Genomic DNA, 26,855 nt, shown 5'->3' with positions numbered 1-26,855 from the left:
TTATACTTTTATTTTTTTATTGAGAGAACATTTCCTGCATTACAACCAACGATCCTAACACGAACTTTATGTTCAAATAAACTGTACGGTTTCGAGCAAGAAAATGAGCAGGGATAATCATGTCAGTGAAGCTTAAATGCTTAAAGGGTTTGCCTATCTTATTCTGCTCATTGGTTCTTTCTTTTTTATAGTTTTATATTTAATAAATTTAAGGAATTGCAAACATAGGAAGGGTTTGGCAATAGTGGGGCGAAACTACAAAGTTCAACGGTAGTTCTTCGGTTCAACCTTTGTGCAAAATTGAAGATTTGTGCTTCGGGTGCCCAGCCATCGCCAAGCTGCGAAACGATAGCAGCAACGCTAAACGACAGACAACATTAACCAATGAATTATGACTTTTTCGCAGACAAGGCAGACAAATTGGAAATTCTTGACTACATTTTCAAGGACACAGACTTGCACATTTATGACTTAGGTTCACCATACGGACAAGAGATTTTCCAATACAAAACAATTGACGAAATATCCTTGAAGTTTGAACTTGATAATGACGATTTCAGAACGACATTTCAACTTTGGACACCAAGACATAAAGGCAAACCCATTTTCAGAAAAGTTGACCTTGAACCCAAACGTTGCAATGGCCATACGTTTCGGTATGCGACAGAAGGTTGGGGACTTGTACAATTATATTTCGGAGGACTGAAAAATAACGAACTAAAACATTCTCATATCGGACATTTTACCGAAAAGGGGGCATTAAAATGGGAAGATGCTAATAATGTAAATGGTCTTGTTAGTTCTTGGGATTGGACAGAAATTCAAGCAACTTCAAGAAAATTAAAATATCAAATCCATAACAAACTTGCAACAAGAAAAATAGGAAGTTTTGGAGTTTCAGCAGGAGCAGACAAACTTGAAACACAAGGAATAAAACTAAGATGAAAGAACAACTGATAGAAAGCCCAGCTGGTAACAAGGATTTTGCAATAGTGGGACGAAACTGCAAAGTTCAACGGCAGTTCTTCGATTGAACTTTTGTGCAAATTTGAAGATTGTGCTTCGATGGCTCCACCATTGCATCACCCAAAACCATTAGCAGTTATGTTAAAACAGACAATCTACATATTGACAATATTATTTCTGACGGGTTGCAATAACTCAGAAAGAAAGCACGCTCAAAACTTTGTTATTTTTGAAAGTGATACTAAGGACAAGTACATAGGATTTAGACCAAAAAAATCTCAAATTGACGACGCAGAACAAATGCTACTTGATTATTTAGAGACGAAAACAAAGACTAATCAAACAATTTTTGTAACAAGTCTTGACAAAAAAGTGCCTCTACAAGATCAGTTGAAATATTATAAAAGACGTTACTTCGGACAAACAAATGGTGAGGGAGAAAAAACAATAAAAATTGAGTTTGTCTTTGTGCGTTGTGGTGGACAAGATGAATGGAAGAAAATAGGATACACAAACGTCAAAACAAAAGACTGTTGGTGGTCTGTAAAATACAGTATTGACAATGACCAAATTTACGACCTGAAACTATGAAAACAGGAAACACAACGCGGGCGCAAGCGTCTCGCTTGTGTCCGCTCCAAGAGTTAACAATGGATACGAGCGTGACGCTCGCCCCAGCAAATATTTGAAGAACTCACCTCACAAACCTCTTCACCTCATCAATCAACTCCAGAATCAGTTCCAAAGGAAGATCTTCCTCCATATCAATCAAAAGAATTTTAAACTTCTTTCTGCCCTCGCTCAAAAGTAAAGGATGATCAAGGCGGTCGCCGTGGTAGAAGCTTATGTAATGTTGCCGATGCTTTTTGCTGAAATAGAAATAGCAGAGCATTTTCTTTTTAAACTTAAAGAAAGGCAGACCGAAGCTGAGGGTTTCGGTGATGTTTTCTGTATCAGAGGCGATAATTTTCTGACGCAAAAAAAGAAGAGCACTTCTTTCAGGCTCGTTAATTCTGAAATAGTAATCTTCTAATGGATTCATAACCGCTGTTGGCATTTGGCTGTTAGCTATTGGCTTTTTACTTCTATTTTTAGAACGAAAAATTTACTGAATAATATCTTCAGATATTTTTCTTCATTAAACTTCATAAATCTTAATGGTTCAATTATTTACTCGAAATTCTGCAGTTCAACAAGCTTGTTGTACATTCCTTTTTTGGCAATAAGCTCGTGATGCGTTCCCTGTTCTACGATCTTTCCTTTCTCCATAACTACGATCCAGTCGGCTTTCTGGATGGTTGAAAGACGGTGGGCAATTACCAGTGAAGTTCGGTTCTGCATCATGTTTTCGAGGGCAATCTGTACAAATCTTTCAGATTCTGTATCTAAAGCTGAAGTTGCTTCATCCAAAATCATAATCGGTGGATTTTTAAGAACAGCTCTCGCTATGGAAATTCTTTGTTTCTGTCCGCCCGAAAGCTTGCCTCCCGCTTCTCCAATACTTGTGTCGTACTGTTTTGGAAGATCCATGATAAAATCATGGGCATTGGCAATTTTTGCAGCCTCCTGAATTTCTTCAAGACTTGCGTTTGGTTTTCCTAAAGAAATATTGTTTCTGATGGAGTCGTTAAACAGAATATTATCCTGTGTAACCAATCCGAAAAGCTTTCTGTAATTGGAAAGTTTAATGTTCTTAATATTTTCGCCGTCCAGAAGAACTTCGCCATTATCGACATCGTAAAATCTTGTAATCAAGTTGGCAAGCGTACTTTTTCCGCTACCACTCTGCCCTACCAAAGCAACAGTTTTACCTTTCGGAATAGATAGTGAGAAATTCTTAAGAACCTCTCTGTCTTCATAGCCGAAAGTGATGTTTTTAAATTCTACATTGCCTTCAAAACCTTTAATTTCTTTAGCATCCGGCATTTCTTTAATATGATAATCAGCATCCAGAATGTCATAAATTCTTTTGGCAGAAACTTCCCCTTTCTGCATATTTGAAATAGCAGAAGAAAGTGACTTCAAAGGTTGCAAAATGGTATAAAACAAAGCGATATAGGTAATAAATTCACTTCCGGAAAGCCCTTCTCCTTTTATAGCCAGACGGCCACCAAAATAAACAATCATCCCGATAGTAATGGCTCCCAAAAGCTCACTTACAGGCGATGCCAACGCTTTCTTTTTAAATAATCTTAATGACAGGAAACGTATTTTGTTTAAAACATCATCAAATCTTTTTTTGATTTGCGGCGATGCATCAAAAATTTTGATAATTTTTAAACCTACCAAAGTTTCATCTACAAAAGAATACATTTTACCCAATTCATTCTGAGCTTCTCCGGTATCCTTTTTTAGGCTTTTACCAATGATAGAGATTAATGTTCCCATGATTGGGAAAACAATTAAAGTAAAAATCGTGAGCTGAAAATTAGAATAAAGCAAATACCCCATCGTAATGATAATCACGATAGGCGAACGGATCAAATCTATTAAACTGTTCAGAATATTAGATTCTACTTCCCCGACATCTGAGGTAATTCTTGCAAAAACATCCCCTTTTCTGGAGTTGGTAAAAAATGAAACAGGAAGATCTAAAATCTTATCATGCAACTGAATTCTGAAGTCTCTTGAAACACCCGTTCTGGAAAATGTAAGATAAAATTCAGAAAAATAACTGAAGATATTTCTCAGAAAAAACATGGAAATAAACATAATACAGGTAATCAGAAGAATATACTCCGGACCTTTCTCCATCTCAAGCTGCTGAATATAAAAATTAAAACTGTCTTTAAGATAAGATCCTGCAGATTCTATTCCTTCGTAAACCGGCTGCGCCTTTATCTTTTCTGCCTTTTTATCAAAAAGAATATTCAGTACCGGCATAAAAAACAGCATAGCGGCAATGTTGAAAAGAGCGTATAGAATATTAAAAAAAATACCTGCTGCAATTGTTTTTTTATACGGAAGTATATTTTCAATTGCCCGTTTATAATAATTCATTAAATATTAAATTAATCCACAAAAATAGGGAATTTAAAAGAAAGACGTTTCTTAGTTCAGTTTTACCTTATCGTTATACTTCGGAGCAAAATTTTTCGGACTGAGTTTTTCTACAGTTTTGGCAAAATTGTTAATCATTTGCGTCATATTTTCTACATCAACGATGGAAAAATCATCATTCACCTGGTGATAATGTTTTATTTTAGACATATCTGCGGTGGAAAATGAGTGGGCAACAATTTTCTTTTTAGCGTAACTTACATTATCACTTCTGTAAAAGAGTTGCTGCTTTGCGTACGGATCTGGATAGATTTTAATCATTCCGTCAGCGTGTTGATTAAACAAATCGTCAAGGTCTGAAAAATCATCTCCCGTCATAAACATTGCGTTTTTACCAAATTCAGATCCCGTGGCTATCATTTCAAAATTGAAAAGAGCTGCAAGATTTTTGTTGATTTTTTCCATGCCTTTATCTTCCGAAAGCGCCTTCGAACCTATAAGCCCCGCCTCTTCACCGTTGAAAGCCATAAAAACCATAGAGAATTCTGGTTTTTTATTCTTAAAATAATCAGAAATACCGACTAAAGCTGTAATTCCGCTGGCGTCGTCATCTGCTCCGTTATAGATATTATCGCCTTTATCAGTGCTGGTTCCCATGTGATCAAAGTGACCAGAGAAGCCAAGCATTTTTTCGGATGAACCTTTTTTTATGCCACAAACATTATAAACCGTTTTTCCTTTGTACTGAAATGGAACGAGGTAAGAATCACCTACACAGTAATCAAGTTTATTTTCTTTAAATAATTTTGAGATATAATGGGCTGCCTGCTCATTCTCCGGAGTACCGATGAGACGGCCTTTCATCTCATCTGAAGCAAGTGTTGAAATGACCTTTTTCACAGTTTCCTGAGTAACTTCCTGTGCAAGGCTGAAAAATGAAAATAGCGATAATGCTAAAACTGATAACTTTTTCATAATACTGTTTTATTGGAATATTAGACGCAAGATAAAATGTTTTGTTTCAATATTAATAATCTTTCTACATTTTAACCAAAATTTTAGCATAAAAAAAACAGCCTTCCAAAAAGGAAAGCTGTTCTCACTCAAAAAATCATTGTCTGGTTATCGCAGTCTGTCTACAGATTTCACGAGCCTCTCGTCTTTTTTGATGTAAATGGTGGCGATGGCCAGACAGATTACAGCAAGCAACGGGAAAATCGGCTCAATACCCTTCTCAGGAAAATCGATTCCTCCGGATAATTTTAGCAGCCAGTACAGCAAAACGCCAATCAACAAAGCGTTTATAATGATGCTGATGTTGTTCAGCATGATTTGTCTTTTTCTGTTTTTAAAGCTGAAAATACTCAAAGCACCTACAATTACCAAAATTGCAGATACAATTTTTATCAATGGAAATGTTCCAAAAACTTCTACATCCTGACCTGTGATAAATAAGAAAACAGGTGCTAAAGTAGCAAGCAATATCCAGATGGTCTGTATTCTCTGTAGCATAAACTTTAAAATCAGGACAAAAATAGCATAAATTTTGCACAATTCAAAAATAAGTGTAGATTTGCATATACATTTACCCTTGAAAACAAAAGTCACCGGACTTACTTTTCTTACTTACAATAAATTACATTTTTTACATTAAATATGTTTAACATAGAAACGTTAAGGTCAAAATCCGTAACGGAGTTGACTAAAATCTTAAAGGATTTGGGCGTTAAAGTTGCAAGAAACAGCACTGATAATGATAAAATCTTTGCAGTACTTGACTTTCAGGCTTCTAATCCTAAAGTGGCTAAAGATTATTTCAACACCACAGAAACCCCCACCAATACAGAAGAACCAACCGCAGAACAACCTGCAAAAACTCCTGTAAAAAAAGCAGCACCAAGGAAAGCACCTGCAAAACCTAAAGCTGCTCCCACACAGACAACCGAAGATCAGGAAGTAAAACAGGAAGAACCTGCCGCTGAGCCTGCTTCGAAGGCCGAGACTGAAGTAGTTTCAGAAAGTGAAAATACTTCTGAAAGCAACAACAACACTCAGTCTAAGAAAAAAAGAAGAAGAGTAACACCTCAGGAATCAGATTCTCAACCTCAAAACGAAGAGAAAACGACAGAACAACCTACAGAAACTTCTGAAACAAAAGCTCCTCAGCAAAACACTTCTCAACATAACGCCCCTCAACAAAATACTTCTCAGGAGGAAAGACCGAGAAAACCTGTTCATCCTCAGCATACCAAAGGGCAAAACCAGCAGCGGAACCAAAATCCGAATCAGAATCAACAGCAAAATCAAAATCCGAATCAGCAACACAACAGAAATCAGGACAGACCTGAGGAAGTGGAGCAGAAAAAAGAGTTTAGTTTTGACGGATTAGTGAGCATCGAAGGTGTTCTTGAAATTCTACCGGATAATTACGGATTCCTGCGTTCAGCAGATTTCTCTTATATTTCTTCACCTGATGACGTGTATGTTTCGACGGCACAGATCAGAAATTTCGGTCTTAAAACCGGTGATAATGTGAAAGGTATCGTGAGACTGCCTAAAGAAGGTGAAAAATATTTCTCTTTATTAAAACCTACAGAAGTTAACGGACGTGATTTGGCATTCATCAAAGACCGTGTTGCTTTTGAATACCTTACTCCGCTTTTCCCTGAAGAAAAATTTAATCTTGCCGGAAAAGGAGCAACCATTTCCACGAGAATTGTTGATCTTTTTGCTCCAATCGGGAAAGGCCAGAGAGCTATGATCGTTGCGCAGCCAAAAACGGGTAAAACAATGCTTCTGAAAGATATCGCAAACTCTATCGCAAGCAATCACCCTGAAGTATACATGATGGTTCTTTTAATTGACGAACGTCCGGAGGAAGTTACCGATATGGAAAGAAGTGTTAATGCAGAAGTAATTGCTTCTACATTTGATGAAGCTGCAGACAAACACGTAAAAGTGGCCAATTTGGTTTTAGCCAAAGCCCAAAGAATGGTAGAATGCGGTCATGATGTTGTGATTCTATTGGATTCTATCACAAGACTTGCAAGAGCTTACAATACAGTAACTCCGGCATCAGGAAAAGTACTTTCAGGTGGTGTGGATGCAAACGCACTTCATAAACCGAAAAGATTCTTCGGAGCAGCAAGGAAAATTGAAGGCGGCGGATCGTTAACCATCATCGCTACAGCTTTGATTGACACTGGTTCTAAAATGGATGAAGTAATCTTTGAAGAATTTAAAGGTACCGGAAACATGGAACTTCAGCTTGACAGAAAAATTGCCAACAGAAGAATTTATCCGGCAATCGATTTGGTTGCATCAAGCACACGTCGTGACGACCTTCTTTTAGATGAAAACACATCGCAGAGAATGTGGATTTTCAGAAAATATCTTTCTGAGATGAACCCTGTGGAAGCAATGGAATTTGTGAATAAAAACATCAAAGGAACGATCAGCAATGAAGAATTTTTGATGTCGATGAACAGATAAATTTCAGTTTAAAAAATATTTAAAGCACAGACTCAAAAGGTTTGTGCTTTTTTATTGAATCAACTCAGATCATCAATGTTAAAGATTTATTAAAATAATCCGTAATTTTTGATAATGGCTTAAATATTGGCTAAATTTGGGTAATAACATTAAAAAATATAATTATGTCATTTGAATTACCACAATTAGGTTATGCTTACGATGCTTTAGAGCCAACTATTGATGCAAAAACAATGGAGATTCACCACTCTAAGCACCATCAGGCGTATATCGACAATTTAAATAAAGCAATTGAAGGAACTGAATTATCCGACAAATCAATCGAGGAAATCTGCAAAACAGGAACTGACAAACCGGCAGTAAGAAATAATGGTGGTGGACATTTCAACCACTCGTTATTCTGGGAAATCCTTACACCTGGCGGAAGCAATGAGCCTGTAGGATTGGTTAGAAACGCCATCGAAAACTATGGTGGATTAGAAAAATTCAAAACTGACTTTTCTGAGGCTGCCAAAACAAGATTCGGATCAGGATGGGCTTGGCTGGTAAAAAATGAAGACGGTTCTGTTTCTGTAACTTCAACTCCTAACCAGGACAACCCATTGATGCCTGTTGCAGATATCAAAGGAACTCCGGTTTTAGGATTGGATGTTTGGGAGCACGCATATTACTTAAACTACCAGAACAGAAGACCTGATTACGTTGCAGCGTTTTTCTCTGTTGTAAACTGGGATAAAGTAGAAGAATTATTCAACAGATAATTTTCAACAACTCATAAAAAAAGGTTCAGAATTAATTTTCTGAACCTTTTTTATTTTAGAATTTTCATTTAATCACTAAACGAAGTTCAACAATTAAATAAGATTTTGTTTTAAGCTAAAAGCCTTAAGCCTTATTCAGCCACTCTGACTTTGAAAGATAATTCTGATCCGGATAATAAATAAAAAGAACATTTCTGCCTTTAATGGTATTGATGATCGGTTGCGTAAGATCTCTCGGTACTGCAGGGCAACCCCAGCTTCTTCCAATTCTTTTGTGAGCAGCCGCAAATGATTCACTTACATAATCTGCTCCGTGCATCACGATGGCTCTTCTATACGCTGCATCATTAAACCCTTTATCCATTCCTAAAAGTTTCAGAGAATATCCGTTTCCGCCATTATAGGTGGCATCCGTGATAAAAAATCCCATGCTGCTTTGTAAAGAACTGTCGGTGTTTGAAAAATTCGTGGCAAATTCCTCGCCTGTGTTTTTACCGTGTGCTACAAGAGAATTAAACAGCACTTTCTTATCGTTCAGATCGATCACCCAAAGTCTTTTGGTATTGGATGACATAGAAAAATCGCAAACAGTAAGTAAATGTGAATTTTCATCAAGCAGACCCGCTTTTTTCATATTTTCAAAACCGGTCAGCGCTTTAGAGAACACTTCAAAATTCAATTCATGTTCTGGCGCGAAAGCAATAGATTTGTAAAGTTCTTCGGAAGTTGAAGTTTCAGATTTTTCTGTTGATTTTAAATTAATAATCTTTTCAGACTTTTTTTCTTCACTCATTTTAAAATTTTCTTTTTTATCTGCTGGAGAAAGATAAAACGAGGTCGTCACTACATACACTACACTTAATACACTATACAATAACTTCATTCAATATTATGTTAAATTAAAATTGCGGAGACAAATTTATAAAAACATAATTATCAAACACTTAACATTGGAATAGTTTAACTCAATTTAAGAAACATTAACAACCGGAAAAAGTGAGTTATTTTCCTGATTCCGAATCGCCTACAAACTCCAGACTTACCGAATTCATGCAGTATCGCGTGCCGGTAGGAGCCGGTCCGTCATTGAAAACATGACCCAAATGAGAATCACAACGTTTGCAAACAACTTCTATTCTTTCCATACCGTGAGACGAATCGCGATGATAAGCGACTCCGTTTTTATCGGCTTCAAAAAAACTTGGCCAGCCACAGCTGCTCATAAATTTCTGGTTTGAGCGGAAAAGATGATTTCCACAAACAGCACAGTAATATTCTCCGAGCTCATCAAACTCATTATATTTCCCTGTAAAAGGTCTTTCTGTTGCGGCTTCACGTGAAATGGCGTAGAGATCCGGTGCGAGAATTTTTTTCCATTCGTCATTAGAAACATTCAGTTTTGCAGTTTCTGTTCTTGAATAATATGGATTGTTTTTTGCTTGGTCTTGCATAAGATTTATTTTAAAAATTGATTTTGGTAAAGCAAATATTTAACCACAATAGGCACAAAAGTTTTTCTGTAAAAGTAGTGATGACCTAATTTAAAGTTCACAAAACAAAAAAATTTAAAACAGTCTGATTCTGACCAACTTTTAATATAAAGGCTAAGAACGGAATATCAAAAAATTTCATACACTTAAAATACAAATGAATTGTCCGCTCTTTTCAGCATCAGCATTTTAACTTTAAAATTCAAAAAACCTTTTATAACTTTTGTGGTAAAATACAATACCAAATTTACTAAATTTGAGACTATGAATGATGAACTGAAACGAAAACAACTCAATAAATACAAGGCTTTTGCCACAGGACTTTTTGTTCTAATGGCTGTGATTTTTGTAATTACAACGATCCTGCAGAAAACTCACGAATCACATTGGATTGGCTACGTCCGTGCTTTTTCTGAGGCGGCAATGGTCGGTGCTTTGGCAGATTGGTTTGCCGTTACTGCACTTTTCCGTCATCCACTCGGACTTCCGATTCCGCACACGAATTTGATTGAAAACAGCAAGGAGAAGCTGGGTGATAATCTTGGAAGTTTTGTTGTATCAAATTTCCTGTCGCCTCAGACGATCCGTCCATACATTCAAAAAATTAAGATTTCGAATTTTGTTGGAGAATGGCTTACGAAAGAGAGGAATCAGGAAGCTTTAATTAAAAATCTTTCGGATATCATTTTGGATATTCTGAATAAACTCGATGATTCTGAAGTAAGCCGTTTTATCAGCAAAAAAGTGAGCGAGATGACGGATGATATTCAGTTAAACAAAATTTTAGGCAACGGAATTATTTATCTTCTCGATAAAAATGATCATCAGAAAATCGTAACCAATCTTTCAAAACAAATCAAAGAATATCTCATCGAAAATGATGAAATGATTAAGGATAGGGTGAAAAAAGGAAGTTACTCTTTTATCCCGTCGTTTGTAGACAAAAAGATAGCCGAGAAAATTGCGGGCGGACTTTCTGATTTCTTCCGTGAAATAGAAGAAGATACCAACCACGAAATCAGAACTTTAATTACAGAAAAAATATATGATTTTTCAAATGATTTAAAAGAAGACCCGAAATGGATTGATGAGTTTAAAAGCATGAAAAACGATTTTTTAAACAATCAAAAGCTGGATGAATACTCGAATGATATCTGGGTTTCCATTAAAAAAACATTGACTATAGAACTTCAGGAAGAAGAATCTTCATTAAAAAAATACATCACAAAAAACCTCAACGAGTTTTCTGAAAACTTAAAAACCGACGAAAAACTTCAGAATAAAATTGATAATTGGGTTCGAGTAACGGCCTACAAATACATTCTGAAAAACACACACCAGGCAGGAAACCTCATCAGCTCCACTGTTGGAAACTGGCAGGGAAAAGAACTGAGCGAAAAACTTGAATTAGAAGTTGGTAAAGACTTACAATTCATTCGTGTGAACGGAACCTTAGTTGGTGGATTGGTGGGTTTGATTATTTATACGATCTCGCATTTTTTTCTTTAAATATCTTATGCAGAGACAGCAAATCACTTGAATTTACATTCTGTTAAATCGATAAATTACATAATGTTAAGATAAAAAAGCAAAACCTCATCAATTTTGCTTTTCAATATTTTCTATAAAAATTTTCAAGTTACCTCGAAATTCTACCCGCTCTTGTCAGAATTTCCTTATTAATATCATTGATCAACTGCGTTCCTTCATAAATAAATCCAGTGTATAACTGAACCAAACTTGCACCCGCATTCAACTTTTCAATCGCATCTTTTGCAGAATGAATTCCGCCAACGCCGATAATTGGGAATGCACGGTTGCTTTTTTCTGAAAGATATTTAATCATTTTAGTACTTCGTTCACGAATCGGTTTTCCGCTCAAACCACCATTTCCGATTTCTGCTAAAACTTCAGGTGAAGTTTTCAGACCTTCTCTGTTTACTGATGTATTTGAAACCACAATTCCGTCAATTTTTGTATCTGCAATCAGTTCGATAATTTCGTCCAATTGCTGGTTGTTTAAATCCGGAGCAATTTTTAAAAGAATTGGTTTTTGGGTCGGTTTAGTTTGATTAATTTCTTTTACGGCAGTAATCAGCTCTCTCAGATATTCCACATCTTCCAGTTTGGCGTGGCTTCCGACGTTTGGACAGCTTACATTTAAAACAAAATAATCCACATAAGGATGAAGACCTTCGAAACAGTCGAGATAATCCTGAGTGTAATTTTCAGGGGTTGTGTTGGTATTTTTTCCGATGTTTCCGCCGATAATGATTTTTCCTTTGTTGCCTTTCAGTTTTTCAATGGCTGCTTCCAGACCATCGTTGTTAAAACCCATTCTGTTGATGATTCCACCATCTTCGATTAAACGGAAGAGTCTTTTTTTTGGATTTCCAGCCTGCGCTTTGGGAGTTACCGTCCCGATTTCTACAAATCCGAATCCTAAGTCGCCTAATTCGTTGAATAAAACCGCATTTTTATCAAAACCTGCCGCCAATCCTACGGGATTTTTAAATTTCAGTCCGAAAACCTCTCTTTCAAGACGTTTGTCTACGATAGGTTTTGGAAGAAATAATTTGGTTAAAAATCCGAAATTTTTGAGCATCGAAAAAGTAAAGTGATGAACTTCTTCAGGATCAAATTTGAAAAGGATGGGGCGGATAAGCGATTTGTACATTGAAAAAAAGTTTTACAAAAATACTCATTTTCAAATTAATGAATTCTTGATATGTGATAATTTATTTAAATGGAGATTATTTGTTGTTTTAAATACCAATTACACAAATGTTTTTCACTAAATAACATTTAGAATCTGCTTAATTTTCAAAATCTGCGAGATATTTTTAACGCAAAGGTTTATTAAATAGGCTTGTTATTTTTTAGAGGGCAAAGGCAAATAAATTTGCTGCGTGAAGCGTGAACGTTAGCTTCAAAAATCAACCCGTTGATTCTTCTTTGCTTTCTTAAGTCTTGCAATATTGAAAATAAATCTTTGCGTTTAAATAATTTCCATTAAATTATCAATGATAAATACTCAAATCAAAATTCAAAATATCTCCTACCCTTTTAAACTCATCATCTATAGTCGCATTGACCGTAATTTTTTCATTAGAAACAGGATGATTAAAGATTAACTGATGGGCATGAAGTGTCATTTTATTGATTTCAAATGCCTGAAGCCATAATTTGTTCTGCTTGTTGCAGCCATGTTTTCTACAGCCTAAAATAGGATGCAGAATATGTTTAAAATGTTTTCTTAACTGATGGAATCTACCCGTTTCAGGAATTGCTTCCACCAGACAATATCTCGAAGTCTGATGTTTTAAAAATGGCAGATCTATTTCAGATGTCTGTAAACGTTTATAATATGTGACAGCATTTTGTTTTACTTCATTTTCATTGACTAAGTCGTAATCGATTGTCTCTTCTTCCTTCGCCCAGCCGCGGAGAATGGCAATGTATTTCTTTTCAACTTCCCGTGATGCAAACTGTTCGCTCATGGTTCTCAACGTTTCTTTATCTAAAGTAAACAGCAAAACGCCTGAAGTTTTTCTGTCTAAACGGTGAACAGGATAGACCTTTTGCCCAATCTGTTTTCTCAGCTCCTGAATCGCATACGTGTCTGCCTCTCCGGAATAGAAAGATTTGTGAACCAACAGTCCGCTGGGTTTATTGATGGCAATAAGATGTTCGTCGCGATACAGAATTTCTAACATGTCGCAAAACTAAGAATAAATTAGTTCTACAACTCTCTTTTGAAAGTATAAATAACACCGTAAAAAGTTCCTCCGTAATCCCTGCTTTCTGCGACCACCAATTCCAAGCCTTCACTTCCGTGCTGATTTAAAATTTTATCAATTTCAGCAGGATCATATTTAGTTCCCCAAAATCCTGTTGGTTCAATAATAACGGTTTTATACTCGAATTTTTTTTTCATAATACATTTCTATTTTAATCTAAATTTAAAAATATTTTTTTGAAGTTTAGACTTAAATCTAATGTGTTTTTAAAACCCGTCAGGTCTGTATTTTTACGGCTATAGCCTGAGTGCTCCAACTCATTTATTTAATATTATTGTTTTGTAAATATGTCTTTAGATTCTATAGTAATTCTTTTTTTTATTTTGATAAAGCAGCACACTTACAAATCTCCACCAGATGAAAAAAATTAACATTTTATCTTTACTGATAATTGATTAATTTAATTATCATTGTAAAAAAAATAAAAATCATGAAAAACTTCAGTTTAATATTATTCGCATTACTGTTGTCATCAAATCTTTTTTCCCAAACTACCGACACTTTGAGCTTAGGCAAAACCGGCAGAGAATTTTTTATTAAGGGAAACCAAAAATATAAGGCTTCTGAGTACAAAAGCGTTTTTACCAATCAGGAAGCGTTGGCTTACATGAAAAAATCACGTACCAACAATGCGGTTTCTCAAGTCTTTGGAGTAATGGGTGGCGGATTGGTCGGATGGGGACTGGCTACTGCAATTAGCGGAAAAAAAACAGTGCAAAATGGTATGGTTATTAAAGAGCAGGCAAAAGGCGGCTGGGGTCTAGTTGGTGCCGGTGTAGGATTAATTGGTATCGCCATTCCTTTTGCCATCGGATCATCCAAAAATCTGAAAAATGCGGTTAAAACTCAGAATAACGCAGACAGAAATAGCACAGAAGCTGAAAATACTCACGCAAGCCGTTTTTACAAACTCGAGATTGGCGGAAACGGAGTTGGACTCAGCTATAATTTCTAAAATAATATCAAGCGGTTTTTTTTAACTGCTTTTTTTATTTCTGATTAAACATTTCATGGTCTAAACCTAACGGGTTTTCGAAACCCGTTAGGTTTGGAAGTATGCTGTTGTAAAATTGGGATTTTAATTTTTGAGCTGTCGCTAAACCTCATAGGTTTTAGAAACCTATGAGGTTTTTCCTAATAATTTCAGTTGTTTGAACGTAATTTTGTCCATAGCCCTGATGGAAACGGCATCCTTTTTTGTGGCGGACGCAACGGAGTGGAGACCGCCACAAAAAAGATATAGTGGACAGCAGGTTCCTGGCTCCTAATAATTTCAGGATTAAAAACTTCTGTCATCCCGCTTTTAACTTCCTACATTTTCACTATTTTTGCAGGTAAGACGAAAAATTTATGGCAAAGCAAGACGATGTTTTCAAGAAAGTGATTTCTCACGCTAAAGAATATGGGTTTATTTTCCCTTCCAGTGAGATCTACGATGGTTTATCAGCTGTTTATGACTATGGACAGAATGGTGCAGAACTGAAAAATAATATCAAACAATACTGGTGGAAAGCGATGGTACAGCTGAACGAGAATATTGTGGGTATTGATTCAGCGATCTTAATGCACCCGACTACCTGGAAAGCTTCGGGCCACGTTGATGCTTTTAATGATCCTCTGATTGACAATAAAGATTCTAAAAAACGTTTCAGAGCGGATGTTTTGGTGGAAGATTACTGCGCTAAAATCGAGGATAAAGAAAATAAAGAAATTGAAAAAGCTGCCAAAAGATTTGGTGAGTCTTTCGATAAAGCTCAGTTTGTTGCGACGAATCCCAAAATTTTAGATTACAGAGCAAAAAGAGAACAAATTTTATCCCGATTGGCAAAATCTTTAGAAAATGAAGATTTGGCTGATGTAAAAGCTTTGATTGAAGAACTGGAAATTGCTGATCCTGATACTGGTTCAAAAAACTGGACAGAAGTAAGACAATTCAACTTAATGTTCGGAACCAAACTGGGTGCGTCTGCAGATTCTGCTATGGATCTATATTTAAGACCTGAAACGGCACAGGGAATTTTCGTTAATTTCTTAAATGTACAGAAAACTTCGCGTCACAGACTTCCTTTTGGTATCGCTCAGATTGGTAAAGCATTTAGAAATGAGATTGTTGCGAGACAGTTTATCTTCAGAATGCGTGAATTTGAACAGATGGAAATGCAGTTTTTCGTTGCTCCGGGAACTGAACTTGAATTCTACGAACAGTGGAAGCAAAAACGTCTGAACTGGCACCTGGCACTTGGTTTAGGAAATGACAATTACAGATTCCATGATCATGAGAAACTGGCACATTATGCGAATGCTGCGGCGGATATTGAATTTAATTTCCCGTTTGGATTTAAGGAACTTGAGGGTATTCACTCGAGAACTGATTTCGATTTGAAGGCGCATGAGAAGCATTCAGGAAGAAAATTACAGTTTTTTGATCCTGAAAGAAATGAAAACTACGTTCCGTATGTGGTGGAAACCTCAGTTGGTTTAGACCGATTATTCCTTTCTATTTTCTCTCACTGTCTGAAAGACGAAGTTTTGGAAGACGGTTCGGAAAGGACAGTTTTATCGCTTCCGCCAGCATTGGCTCCGGTAAAAGCAGCGATTCTTCCTTTGATGAAAAAAGACGGTTTGGCAGAATACGCAGAAAATATCTTCAATGATTTGAAATATGATTTCAATTTATTCTACGAAGAAAAAGATGCGATTGGAAAACGTTATAGAAGACAGGATGCTATTGGAACGCCTTACTGTATCACGATTGATCACGATTCGTTAACCGATCACACGGTGACGATCAGAGACAGAGACACGATGCAGCAGGAAAGAGTTCCGGTTTCTGAACTGAGAAGAATTATTGATGAGAAAACGAATTTCAGAAATTTACTTTCTAAAATATAAATTGAAAGCCTTGAGAAATCAGGGCTTTTTTGTTGGAGTTACAATAAAATTTTTACACATAAGTAACGAAGTATTTTTTAACTTTCTACAGATGAAAAGAACACATTAGATTTCGAAAATCTTTGATTTTCTCCTGATATGGTCTAAAATATTTTTAGAGCCTCTTTAAGATTATTAAAATAGTTTGATTATACTGATTTTAAATGGTTTGATTAATTGAGTCTTCGACAGGCTCAGACTGACAAATCTAATACTAACCGCTCAATTTAACGGTGTCAGCCCGTCGAAGAGTTTTTGAACCATAGTTATCTATTTGAAAAAAAAATAAAAAAGCTCTTAATTTAAATTAAATCTATCGCGACTTATGTGTCATATTACTGAAAATTAATCAACAATAATTTAACATAAAAATATTTTCATCGACCTGTTTGAAATATCCTTGAATTCACTACTTTTGGATTTCAAATTTTAAATATGAAGAAAATCTTTCTATACTTTTTCGGATTGGCAAATGCCCTGTGCTATTCCCAGACTCAGGATTTGGCATCTTTGGCATCGGGCGACTATTTAGGGATGAACGCCCTGTTTGACGTCGATGATAATCTCTACGGATATGTTTCTTTATATTCTTACGGTAAATCTGGTGACAGGACAAAAAAATTCGAATACGTAATTTTAGATAAAAATCTAAATCCTATTGCCAATAAAGAATTTGAAGGCGACATCACTGCAGGCGGATATTCCGGATATATCGATTTTAGAAAAAAAGTTATCCTCCGCCCCAATTCTTTGGACTATACCAAAATAAAAATGAGTGAGATTTTTACTCCACGGTCTATGGAAATTGATCTCGGTTCCAACACCATTCAGAGAAAAACCTATTATAATTATGAGAGTGGTGCCTTCAAAGAAATCGACCAGCCAAAAAACTGGAAGGAAGCCCGAAAAGAAAACAGAGAAGAGAAGAAAGAGAAGGGTTACAACTACGAATCTACTGTGGTAGAAATTAAAGAAGGTGGTTTTATCGCGATTGAACTTAAAGATTTTGGCAAGTACACGACTGACAATGCACTCATTAAATTTGATGAGAATAAAAAAGAAATCTGGAGGTATAAATATAATACAAGCGGTGACAAAAAAAATAATGAAAGGCTGAGGCTTCTGGATAAGGATGATCAGCATATTTACTTTCTTGCTGAAAAGAAAATTCAGGATAAAAAAACTTTCAGTCTGCTGGTATTAGATATCAAAACAGGAAACGAAGTTGCCTCAAAACCTGTTACAGGTCTTTCTGATGATACTTTAGAAAACATTACTTCGTTATCTTCCACCACAAGAAATTTAGATAACGATAAAACTTTTGATGATAAAATAGTTGTGATAGGAAGAAATTTTGAGAACAAAATGGGAACCGGCTTTGCCAGAATGATTGTAGATAAAAAAACATTTGAGGTAGACACCAAAAGAATGATCTATTATACAGATATGGCTGCATTTCTTCCGAAAATTGATGAGTTTGGTTATGTAGAAAAAGGCTATCATCTTCAGCCCCGCGACGTATTTTTTCTGAAAGACGGCAGTATGGGGATTCTCTTAGAAAAATACAAGATTGATTTTAATCTGGGCGTTGGTAAGACCACAGATTTGGTTTATCTTTTTACAGACAAAAATTTTAAGATAAAAGGGGTAAAAGTTTTCAGCAAAGAAAAATCATTGTATGACAATGACTATCTTTTTTCGCAATATCTGAATGATGGAAATGATGTTGTATTCTTTTACAGAGATTTTCAGAAAAATAAGGAAACCAAAGAAAAAAACTGGCAACTCTTTATCAATACACTGATCGGAGGAAGTTTCAAGCAGGAGGTGATTCCTATTTCTGAGAAAGATAATTTTGTGGTAACGCCGTTTGTGGCAAAAGAAGGCTTTATTTTGCTTCGTGAATATAACGAAAAGGATAAATACAATAAAGTGCGGCTGGAAAGATTGAATTATTAAATAGTAAAAATACAAACCTTCAAGGTTTTAAAAACCTTGAAGGTTTAATAAAGTTTCAGGATTCTTTTTTATAAAAATCCGCAATATTTTTTATTTCATCCAGACTCAGATTCCACATAAAATTCAAAAACTGCTGATAGCTCTCACTTTGATTTTTTGGGTCTACTCTGTCTAAATAACGGTTTAAATTGTAATTTTTTCTAGCTTCGTAAATTTTAGAAAAACATTTCCCGAGCCAGCTTCTGTAATACTTTTCTTCTTCGCCGTCCTGCAGATACTGTAAACTTGTATAAATGCCGACGCCGTAATCTTCAGAATTATAAAAATTAGGCAATGTTTCCATTCTGGCGATTTTTTCGAGTGCAGCAAAAGAATCTGATGCCTTCCCATCTTTCTCCTCTGTTTTCAGTTCAGGAAAAATCTTTCTCAGGTTATCAACCCGCAATGAAATTTCAGGATGAGAGCGCACAGAATCTTTATTGAGTTTTTCTTTGTAATGGTTGTAATTATACAGTGAAAAATCTTCCTTTTTAAGCCATTTTTCTTTAAATTCCTGATTGGGCAGACTGAAATATTTCTTGTAAGTGTCCAGCTTTAGCGTTCGCGGCGAAATCGTATCAAAATCCTCCAGTCTCTTTAACGTATTAACAAATTCTGCCGGTCTGAAACTACTCTTTTTAAAAATAGCATATCCAAGAGAATCTGCCTGCATTTCCTGCTTCCGGTTTTCAATTCCATTTTTATAGATTCTGTTTTTCAAGATGTCGAAAGCCCGTTTGTTGCTGTTATCTTTATCATATTTGATATTCTGAACCAGCAGCCTGTCGGTTTGATTATGGTCAATTAAACTGATAAAATCCTTCAAGCTGTGATCTGAAATTTTGTGTCCCAACTCATGTGCAATCACTGCTGCCACCTGGTCGTCGTTATTCAGCCAGTTGAAAAGCCCCATGTTGATTACAAAAGTGCCGTCTGCAAAACAGTAGGCATTCGGAGTATTGTCTCTCGCAATCAGAATTTTAAGATCCTGTGGAATCTGACTGTTGTTTTTCCTTAAACCGTTAATGAGACTTTTTACTTTTTCATCAAAAACAGAATTGAAAACAAAATTTTTATCTTTTACTTTTTGAGTAAAATCTTTCTCAAAATTTTTATAGACTTTCGCCAGCTCGCTGCCTTTTTTTCCGGGATAATCGGCTTTGCTTTTCTTAATAAGACTTTCATTATTTAAAGAAAATATTTTCAGAAATTCTTTTCGCTGAAGATAATCTGCAGTGTCGATTGCTTTATAGGTCTGTCCGAAACACGTTACAACGTAAAAAACAGACAGGAGGAACATCAATTTTTTAATCATAAAATCATCACATATTCACAAAAATAAATCATTTTCAGTCAATATTTTAAAATTAGTTTAAATTTGTTTCTGGAACATTTTTTATGGTAATTTTCATTTATTTCATTGTATTTCTCATCCTGATGGCGGCAGTTGTTTACATTTTAGATTACGGCTACCTCATCAACGGAATTTCCAAAACTTATTTTAAAGGAAAATCCAGCGCGCACATTGACGATGGTAAATTCTTCAGCAAAAATGTTATTGAAACTAAATCTCCTAAACCTTGGGTGAAGGCTGACAATTACAACAAAACTGATTTACCGAAAAATATAGTTGATGATTTAAATATTGGCAACACTGCCTCATTTTTAGTAATTAAAGATGGAAAACTGGTGCACGAACAATATTGGAAAGGCTATAACAAAATTTCTCTGACCAATTCTTTTTCAATGGCAAAAGCTGTTACGGTGATGCTTTTGGGTAAAGCTCTGGAAGAAGGAAAAATAAAAAACATCAACGGTAAATTTTCAGATTATTTTGATGAATTTAAAACCAAAACTTCAGCCGAAAATTTAACTTTAAAAAATCTGGCTCAAATGGAATCCGGTTTAGACTGGGATGAAGATTATAAAAATCCTTTCCGTCCCAATGCCAAGGCTTATTATGGAAAAAGCCTTATTGATGCTACGTTTAAAAGAAAATTTAAAGAAAAATCCGGTGAGAGATTTGAGTACCAAAGCGGTTCGACGCAACTTTTAGGATTTGCAGTAAAAAAAGCTATTGGACAAACGCTTTCAAGTTATTTATCTGAAAAATTCTGGATTCCACTGGGAATGGAACAGAATGCCATCTGGAGCACTGATCAAAGCGGTATGGAAAAAACGTATTGCTGTATTCATGCGACTTCCAGAGATTTTGCCAAGCTTGGACAGTTATTCTTGAATGATGGGGAATTTGATGGGCAACAACTACTCAATCCTGAATTTATCAATGAAATGAAAAATCCGACCAAAAAATCCAGTGAAATTTACGGAATGGGATTCTGGATCAATAATGACAACCCGATTAAACATTATTATTTTCTCGGACTTCAAGGGCAATACATCATTATGATTCCTGAACATAATATGGTGATTGTAAGAACCGGAAGCTATAATAATTTGCCTAAAACAGACAGAGGAAGGCCGGATCAGGTGAGGTTTTTAGTTAATGAAACTGTGAAGCATTTTGTTTAAAGGCTAAGCTTTAAAATATTTTGACCCCATGAAGATTATTATTAAATAGCTATGTGACATAGCTTCAAAACCATATAAAAACATGAAAACATTCATTATCATTGTATTTTCGATATTTAGTCTGTCTTTATATTCACAGAATGATACCCCAAAGAGAAATTCATATAAATTGGAAATAGCAGCTAATGAAACTCAACAATATGCTGCAGATATTCCAGAAAGCCCATATTTCGTAAAAGAAAAAATTCTTCAGATATATTGCGGTGAAAAGATTTTTGTAGAATGTGAGATTCAAGGTGATTCGATAAGCAAAATGAAAGTCGTTGAGAAAAATATCAATCCTGAAAAAACTATTATTATTGATTTTAGTCAGAACTCTGAAAATAGAAAAGAAATTCGCACTGATTTAAACGTCAAAAATCCTTTCTCAAAAAAACTTATATATGAAGCATTAATGTTTACGCCAATTAGCCAGAAATGGAAATCAACATCAATAATTCCCATTATGCCGAATTTGGAAAACTTCGAAATGTGGCCACATTCGATTGTTACTTTGGTGTTGGAAAATTGGAAATTAGAATAATGCTACCTCATGTAACAGCTGTTTGGCGATCGCGAATTTTACGGAAATTCGCGTTCACGTTTCGCAAGAATTTTATCTTTAACAGAAAAAAATCTATTCCAAACTCCGCGACGTTGGCAGACGTCAGAACGTTAAGATTAAGGAAGCATCTAAATATTTATTTACATTAATAATAAGTGTGATTTCCTGCAACTTAATCTTAAAATTCATTTTAAACTCTAAATTCATGGAAAAATATAATCCGAAAGTTGATGAGTACATCGAAAAAGCGCCGGATTTTGCACATCCTATTTTAAACCTCATCAGAGAAGTCGTACACGAATGTTCTCCGGAAATTGAAGAAGCCATCAAGTGGAAGTTCCCGACATTCATGTATAAAGGGAAAATTCTTTGCTCAATGGTTTCGTTTAAACAGTATTGCAGCATGGGATTTTGGCTTCACGGTGAAATGCAGACGATAAAAAATCTTGAAACTAATGCCGAACAAACCAACATGTTCAGCCTTGGCAAGATTACCAAAATGGAAGAACTTCCTAAGCGGCCTCAGCTTAAGAAAATTATTTTCGAAGCTATGGAACTGACCGACATGGGCGTTAAACTGAAAAAATCCGCACCTTCAAAAACCGAAATTGAAGTTCCTGAATATTTTCAAAATGCTTTAAGCCAAAACAAAAAAGCTCTTGAAGTTTTCGGAAAAGCATCACCGTCTTTCAGAAAAGAATATGTCAACTGGATTACTGATGCTAAAACTGAAACGACAAGAATTAAAAGAATTGAACAGGCTTTGGAATGGATTTCTGAAGGCAAAGGAAGGAACTGGAAGTATGAGAAGAAATGATGATGGAAGATGGAACTTTTCTTGTTGTGAGAAGATGATACTCCTCCGGAGTGCGTTTTCGCACATTATAATTCCCTACACAGATATTGCTCCGCTGGAGCATTTATTAATTTAGAAAAATTGATTTAATTTTCTCTGATAAAGAATAATTCTAAACAAAAAAGCTTCCAAAAAATTCGGAAGCTCATTTTATATTTGAAAGAAAATTTTAATAATTATCTTCTTCGCCTTTCATTTTTTCAGCATTTTCTGCCATGATTACGGCGTCGATCATTTCAGAAATATCACCATTCATGTAGGCATCAAGATTATACATTGATTTACCAATTCTGTGATCTGTAACTCTTCCCTGAGGATAATTGTACGTTTTGATTTTTGCAGAACGGTCACCGGTAGAAACCATCGATTTACGCTGTGCAGCAATATCTCCGACAGATTTCTGAACTTCAATATCGTATAATTTGGTACGGAGCATTTCCATCGCCAGTTCACGGTTGGCCAACTGAGAACGCGCCTGCTGACAAACGACTACCATTCCTGACGGTTTGTGCGTCAGCTGTACTTTGGTTTCAACCTTGTTAACATTTTGTCCACCAGCTCCACCTGAACGGGAAGTCTGCATTTCGATGTCTGCAGGATTCAGTTCAAAATCGATTTCTTCAGCTTCGGGTAAAACCGCAACTGTGATTGCTGAAGTATGTACACGACCTTGGGATTCTGTCTCCGGAACACGCTGTACACGGTGAACTCCGGATTCAAATTTCATAATTCCGTAAACGCCGTCGCCTTCGATCTTCAGAATAAGTTCTTTATATCCTTTTGCTGCTTCACTGGAGTCTGTGATCTCATGCTTCCAGCCTTTTGTTTTGAAAAACATGGTGTACGCTCTGTAAACGTCTTCCACGAAAATCGCCGCTTCATCACCACCGGTTCCGGCACGAAGTTCCACGATCACGTTTTTGTCGTCGGTAGGATCTTTAGGGATCAGGAGAACTTTCAATTCTTCTTCCAGACCGGGAAGTTTTTGCTGAGCTTCCACTTTTTCTTCTTTAGCCATATCTACAAGATCTCTGTCTGAACCATCTGCGATAATTTCCTCAGATTCCGCGATATTGTCTAAAGCATTTTTATATTGGTCGTAAACGTGTACTATTTTTCCTAAATCGCTGTATTCTTTGTTTAAAGAAGAATATTTTTTCTGATCCGAAATTACGTCTGGCTGTATAATAAGGTCTGCTACCTCATTATATCTCTGTTTTATCGCTTCTAATTTTGGAATTAATGACTTAGACATATTAAAAATTTAGTTTGCAAAGATACGGAATTGACAATGAAGAACAAAAGACCATTTTGAATGAGCTTAAAGTTTATTGCGAACCACAAAAGTAACAAAAGATTTAGAGAAAATTTGTTATTCATTAAGTTCAGAAAAGGAGAATACATTCACTAACTTTTGATCTTAAAAGTTTCCTCCTACATTTTTTAAAATGCCCTGCCAGCGTTTGAAACGCTGGCAGGGCTGACATGAGGATATTTTAATTAATAAAATCTTACTTCACGATCATTTTTTCAATAGAAACTCCGGTTTCAGATTTTAAATGAACCAGATAAGTTCCTGAAGGATAATTGGTGTTGATTTCTAAAGTACCATTTTCAGTTTTCAGTTGATAAGAATCCATCTTTTTACCGGTCATGTCGTAAATGGTAATTTCTCCATTTTTAACTTTGTGATAAATCAGTTTTGCCACTTTATTTTTCACAGGATTATCGGCAATCTGAAGCGAAAGTCTGTTTTCTAAATTCTGCTCAGATGTTGACAGAGTTCCTGCGGTATTTCCGTAAATTCTGAATTCTCCCGGTTCCAGACTGATCGGAGTCGTGGTTGATGCTACAGTGTATGAAGAGTTATCCATTAAATTCTGCCACTGTCCGGCGTACGGGAAATAAGGTACTATATTTCTTGTGGTAAGTCCGTAATTCGCCAAAACTACAACGTTTTTCATTCCGGCAACAGTGTTGTCCTGAAGATAAATCCTTGTTACCAGACCATCCACATCATTCGTAAGATTGTTGGATTCTACAGTGTACGTTTTCGTTTTAAAAACAGGGTGAATATTTCTTAAATTAATAATCTGCGACCATGTAGTGTAAATAGAATTTCTGTTCGGATTGGTATCATAACCTAAAGTGAAAGCTACAGGCTTTTCATCTGTACGGCAGGCGTTGTTGATGCTTCCATCCGGACATCTGTTGATGCTGAATTCGTAGCCCAATTCTCCAAACTGCCAGATCATTTTCGGGCCCGGAACAGTAAAGAATGTTGCTCCGAAAGTTTTCATTCTGTTTAAAGCTGTATTCAAAGTAGTAACATTGTAACCGCCGCTGCTTGCTCCGTAAGCCAGATTTTTAAACATTAATCTTTCCTCGTCATGGCTTTCACCAAAACCTACTGTATAATTATTGGTAAAACCGTGCAGTTCGTGATCCATACGGTCAAAACTGCTGTTATCTTTGTAACCCATTGTATTTTGGTTGTATGGACCGTTCTGGTTGTTCCAAAGCATGACACCTTTTCCTTCTGCCACTCTGTAGTTTGCCCACTGTTGCTCCTCAGCGTCAGTTCCGAGGTGCTCAAAGATCATATATGAATTAGGATCGATAGCCCACTGTTTGTCTGCATAATATTTCAAAACATCTACTCTGTCCTGCTGATAGGCATTGGTACATGTTTCGTCATTTTCAGTACAGTTTTGGGTAAAACCTTTGGTTAAATCCCAACGGAAACCATCGACTTTGTACTCTGTAAGCCACTGCTGAAGACATCTTTCAACATAATATCTGGTTGCGGCTGTGCTGTGATTGAAATCATTAAAAACATTATAAGAATGTTTCGGAACTGTATTAAAATAAGGATTATTGGCAGCGATATCTCCATAACCGTCACCATCCGGATCTACATTCCAAAGCCTAGCCAGCGGATTTCTTCCTGTAGCGTGATTGAAGGCAACATCGAGAATAACAGCAATTCCCTGTTGATGACAAAGATCTACGAATTCTTTAAATTTCGCCGGAGTTCCGTAAGCTTTATCAATTGCGTAATGGAATGATGTGTTGTAACCCCATGATATATTTCCTTCAAATTCCATAATCGGCATCAGCTCGATTGCATTGATATTTAAAGTTTTTAAATATGAAATTTTATTGATTAATGACTGCCAGTTTTTTTCTGCCGTGAAATCTCTTAAAAGCAATTCGTAGATAACAAGATTCTCCTTGTTGGGTCTTGTAAAATTGGTTACCTGCCATGGATAAGCTGTTTCACCCGTTTTAAACATAGAAACTTCAAAGCCCTGTCCTGCAGGGAAAGCTGGTAAATTAGGATAAGTGGTTGCTGAAATATACTGATCATCATACGACGAAAGAATCTGTGGAGAAAAAGGATCTGCCACTTTCTTTAAATCATTGGTTCTGTATTGGAAAGTATAGAGCTGCTGTGCAGTAAGTCCTGAAAGTTCAATCCAGTACAAATCCGGATTTGTGGTATCCCGTTTCATTAAGTAAGAATCATTGACAGCCCATCCATTAAAACTTCCGATCACGTGAACGAAATTTTTGAACGGTGCGTACAGAGCCAATCCCACTTTAGTCTGATCTGTAGAATGGTAGTTAATTCCCTGCTTTATCCATGTAGGAATTGCTTCTGAAACTACATTTCTTGGAGTCTGAAGAACAAAAGTTCTGTTCTTCACAGTATTGTTGGCATCAGTTGCAATCAGTTCCATATCGGCATCAGCTACCATTGTGTAATTGTAAGAATATGACGTTGAAGCCACTGAAGTTGAGTTAACAACCACTCCGTTAGCTTTCAGCTGATAAGTTGCTGCTGTGGTTGCTGTCGCAGAAATATTTATTGAACTTCCTGCTGCAACACTGGTAATGCTGCTGGCTGCCGGGCTGGTCATATTTAAATTTAATGTTCCAACGTTCACGAATATATCAGGTGAAGTCTGACTGCTTCCTGTTTTTGTTTTTAACAGGAAACCAAATCTGCCGATGTTGGTTCTGTTGTAAAATGTTGTCGGCGTAAATGTAAGCGAATAGGAATCTGTTCCTGCATTGTAAGCCAAACGGTTTGTTTCATTTGAATTTCCCCATGTTCCGTTAGTCGGGCAGTCCTGACTGTTGGCGTAATTTTGATCCAATGACCATGACCAGATATAAATTGCATTATTCGCAACACCCCACGCCGCTTCATCAATCTGATTTCCGGGAACGGTAAGTGTGATCTGCTGTGTTTCGTTGAAAGGATTGGGAGAAACTGTATAAGAAATCTGCCCAAAAATATTAGCGACAATCAACAGAAAAAAGGGTATAAGTATTCTTTTCATAAAGTACTATTTTTAGCGAATCTACATTAAATATTAAAACGAAAATCACTCCTACTGATAATTTATCATTTAGAGA

At 36.0% G+C, this 26,855-nt stretch carries 23 protein-coding genes; 11 read left to right on the top strand and 12 right to left on the bottom strand.

The window, feature by feature from the left end:
* Positions 1-384 precede the first annotated feature (384 nt).
* Positions 385-945, top strand: a complete 561-nt coding sequence (locus tag IC610_RS12935; protein WP_191737234.1) for a hypothetical protein — start codon at positions 385-387, stop codon at positions 943-945.
* A 159-nt stretch (positions 946-1,104) separates the two neighbouring features.
* Positions 1,105-1,557: a hypothetical protein gene (locus IC610_RS12930; protein WP_191737233.1), complete on the top strand. Its 453-nt coding sequence runs from the start codon at positions 1,105-1,107 to the stop codon at positions 1,555-1,557.
* A 103-nt stretch (positions 1,558-1,660) separates the two neighbouring features.
* On the opposite strand, the gene IC610_RS12925 is transcribed toward IC610_RS12930, so the two are convergent.
* The 4 genes from IC610_RS12925 to IC610_RS12910 form a co-directional block, all read right to left on the bottom strand.
* The gene (locus tag IC610_RS12925) at positions 1,661-2,008 is read right to left on the bottom strand and encodes a DUF1801 domain-containing protein (protein ID WP_191737232.1); all 348 of its coding nucleotides are present in this window, start codon (positions 2,006-2,008) and stop codon (positions 1,661-1,663) included.
* 128 nt (positions 2,009-2,136) lie between these two features.
* A complete protein-coding gene (locus tag IC610_RS12920) occupies positions 2,137-3,966 on the bottom strand; it encodes an ABC transporter ATP-binding protein (protein ID WP_191737231.1) in 1,830 nt (609 codons plus the stop codon).
* Positions 3,967-4,017: 51 nt separating this feature from the next.
* Positions 4,018-4,941 carry a M28 family metallopeptidase gene (locus IC610_RS12915; RefSeq protein WP_191737230.1) on the bottom strand — a complete coding sequence of 308 codons (924 nt, stop codon included), beginning with the start codon at positions 4,939-4,941 and terminating at the stop codon, positions 4,018-4,020.
* A 147-nt stretch (positions 4,942-5,088) separates the two neighbouring features.
* The gene (locus IC610_RS12910) at positions 5,089-5,478 is read right to left on the bottom strand and encodes a DUF4293 family protein (RefSeq protein ID WP_191737229.1); all 390 of its coding nucleotides are present in this window, start codon (positions 5,476-5,478) and stop codon (positions 5,089-5,091) included.
* 144 nt (positions 5,479-5,622) lie between these two features.
* Between IC610_RS12910 and rho the strand changes: the two genes are divergently transcribed.
* Positions 5,623-7,458 carry a transcription termination factor Rho gene (gene rho, locus IC610_RS12905; protein ID WP_191737228.1) on the top strand — a complete coding sequence of 612 codons (1,836 nt, stop codon included), beginning with the start codon at positions 5,623-5,625 and terminating at the stop codon, positions 7,456-7,458.
* Between the two features lie 164 nt (positions 7,459-7,622).
* Complete coding sequence (locus IC610_RS12900) at positions 7,623-8,219, top strand: superoxide dismutase (RefSeq protein ID WP_194698922.1); 597 nt, start codon at positions 7,623-7,625, stop codon at positions 8,217-8,219.
* A 124-nt stretch (positions 8,220-8,343) separates the two neighbouring features.
* Here IC610_RS12900 and IC610_RS12895 read toward each other — a convergent pair whose 3' ends face one another.
* Both IC610_RS12895 and msrB read right to left on the bottom strand, forming a co-directional pair.
* Positions 8,344-9,102 carry a murein L,D-transpeptidase catalytic domain family protein gene (locus tag IC610_RS12895; protein WP_056082509.1) on the bottom strand — a complete coding sequence of 253 codons (759 nt, stop codon included), beginning with the start codon at positions 9,100-9,102 and terminating at the stop codon, positions 8,344-8,346.
* A 118-nt stretch (positions 9,103-9,220) separates the two neighbouring features.
* Entirely contained in the window at positions 9,221-9,670 is a 450-nt protein-coding gene (gene msrB, locus IC610_RS12890) for a peptide-methionine (R)-S-oxide reductase MsrB (RefSeq protein ID WP_191737227.1), read from the bottom strand.
* Positions 9,671-9,973: 303 nt separating this feature from the next.
* Between msrB and IC610_RS12885 the strand changes: the two genes are divergently transcribed.
* Positions 9,974-11,218, top strand: coding sequence for a DUF445 domain-containing protein (locus IC610_RS12885; RefSeq protein ID WP_191737226.1), 1,245 nt, complete (start codon positions 9,974-9,976; stop codon positions 11,216-11,218).
* 130 nt (positions 11,219-11,348) lie between these two features.
* Here the strand turns inward: IC610_RS12885 and IC610_RS12880 are convergent, their stop codons facing one another.
* From IC610_RS12880 to IC610_RS12870, 3 genes are all read right to left on the bottom strand, one after another.
* On the bottom strand, positions 11,349-12,386 hold the full coding sequence (locus tag IC610_RS12880; protein WP_191737225.1) for a quinone-dependent dihydroorotate dehydrogenase: 1,038 nt from the start codon (positions 12,384-12,386) through the stop codon (positions 11,349-11,351).
* Between the two features lie 343 nt (positions 12,387-12,729).
* Positions 12,730-13,425: a pseudouridine synthase gene (locus tag IC610_RS12875; protein ID WP_191737224.1), complete on the bottom strand. Its 696-nt coding sequence runs from the start codon at positions 13,423-13,425 to the stop codon at positions 12,730-12,732.
* Positions 13,426-13,451: 26 nt separating this feature from the next.
* A complete protein-coding gene (locus IC610_RS12870; protein WP_191737223.1) occupies positions 13,452-13,646 on the bottom strand; it encodes a DUF4177 domain-containing protein in 195 nt (64 codons plus the stop codon).
* A gap of 293 nt (positions 13,647-13,939) precedes the next feature.
* On the opposite strand from IC610_RS12870, the gene IC610_RS12865 reads away from it, so the two are divergent.
* The 3 genes from IC610_RS12865 to IC610_RS12855 all read left to right on the top strand — a co-directional run bounded on the left by IC610_RS12865 (position 13,940) and on the right by IC610_RS12855 (position 18,399).
* Positions 13,940-14,464 carry a hypothetical protein gene (locus IC610_RS12865; protein WP_191737222.1) on the top strand — a complete coding sequence of 175 codons (525 nt, stop codon included), beginning with the start codon at positions 13,940-13,942 and terminating at the stop codon, positions 14,462-14,464.
* Between the two features lie 395 nt (positions 14,465-14,859).
* Positions 14,860-16,401, top strand: coding sequence for a glycine--tRNA ligase (locus IC610_RS12860; protein ID WP_191737221.1), 1,542 nt, complete (start codon positions 14,860-14,862; stop codon positions 16,399-16,401).
* A 474-nt stretch (positions 16,402-16,875) separates the two neighbouring features.
* Complete coding sequence (locus tag IC610_RS12855; RefSeq protein WP_191737220.1) at positions 16,876-18,399, top strand: hypothetical protein; 1,524 nt, start codon at positions 16,876-16,878, stop codon at positions 18,397-18,399.
* A gap of 55 nt (positions 18,400-18,454) precedes the next feature.
* Here IC610_RS12855 and IC610_RS12850 read toward each other — a convergent pair whose 3' ends face one another.
* Positions 18,455-19,738, bottom strand: coding sequence for a M48 family metallopeptidase (locus IC610_RS12850; RefSeq protein WP_228462924.1), 1,284 nt, complete (start codon positions 19,736-19,738; stop codon positions 18,455-18,457).
* A gap of 98 nt (positions 19,739-19,836) precedes the next feature.
* On the opposite strand from IC610_RS12850, the gene IC610_RS12845 reads away from it, so the two are divergent.
* The 3 genes from IC610_RS12845 to IC610_RS12835 all read left to right on the top strand — a co-directional run bounded on the left by IC610_RS12845 (position 19,837) and on the right by IC610_RS12835 (position 22,391).
* Positions 19,837-20,970, top strand: coding sequence for a serine hydrolase domain-containing protein (locus IC610_RS12845; RefSeq protein ID WP_191737218.1), 1,134 nt, complete (start codon positions 19,837-19,839; stop codon positions 20,968-20,970).
* Between the two features lie 82 nt (positions 20,971-21,052).
* Entirely contained in the window at positions 21,053-21,553 is a 501-nt protein-coding gene (locus IC610_RS12840; protein ID WP_191737217.1) for a hypothetical protein, read from the top strand.
* 226 nt (positions 21,554-21,779) lie between these two features.
* Positions 21,780-22,391 (top strand): YdeI/OmpD-associated family protein, encoded by a 612-nt coding sequence (locus IC610_RS12835; protein ID WP_191737216.1) that lies wholly within the window; start codon positions 21,780-21,782, stop codon positions 22,389-22,391.
* A gap of 208 nt (positions 22,392-22,599) precedes the next feature.
* Here IC610_RS12835 and prfA read toward each other — a convergent pair whose 3' ends face one another.
* Together prfA and IC610_RS12825 are read right to left on the bottom strand one after the other, a co-directional pair.
* Positions 22,600-23,685, bottom strand: a complete 1,086-nt coding sequence (gene prfA / locus IC610_RS12830; RefSeq protein WP_056082571.1) for a peptide chain release factor 1 — start codon at positions 23,683-23,685, stop codon at positions 22,600-22,602.
* Between the two features lie 256 nt (positions 23,686-23,941).
* Positions 23,942-26,779 carry an alpha-amylase family glycosyl hydrolase gene (locus IC610_RS12825; RefSeq protein WP_191737215.1) on the bottom strand — a complete coding sequence of 946 codons (2,838 nt, stop codon included), beginning with the start codon at positions 26,777-26,779 and terminating at the stop codon, positions 23,942-23,944.
* Positions 26,780-26,855 lie beyond the last annotated feature (76 nt).

This window comes from Chryseobacterium caseinilyticum, from assembly GCF_014837145.1.
GTDB classification, from domain to species: Bacteria; Bacteroidota; Bacteroidia; order Flavobacteriales; family Weeksellaceae; genus Chryseobacterium; species Chryseobacterium caseinilyticum.
The sequence above is the reverse complement of the archived record's forward strand: the minus strand, read 5'-3'. Positions and strand labels throughout refer to the sequence as shown.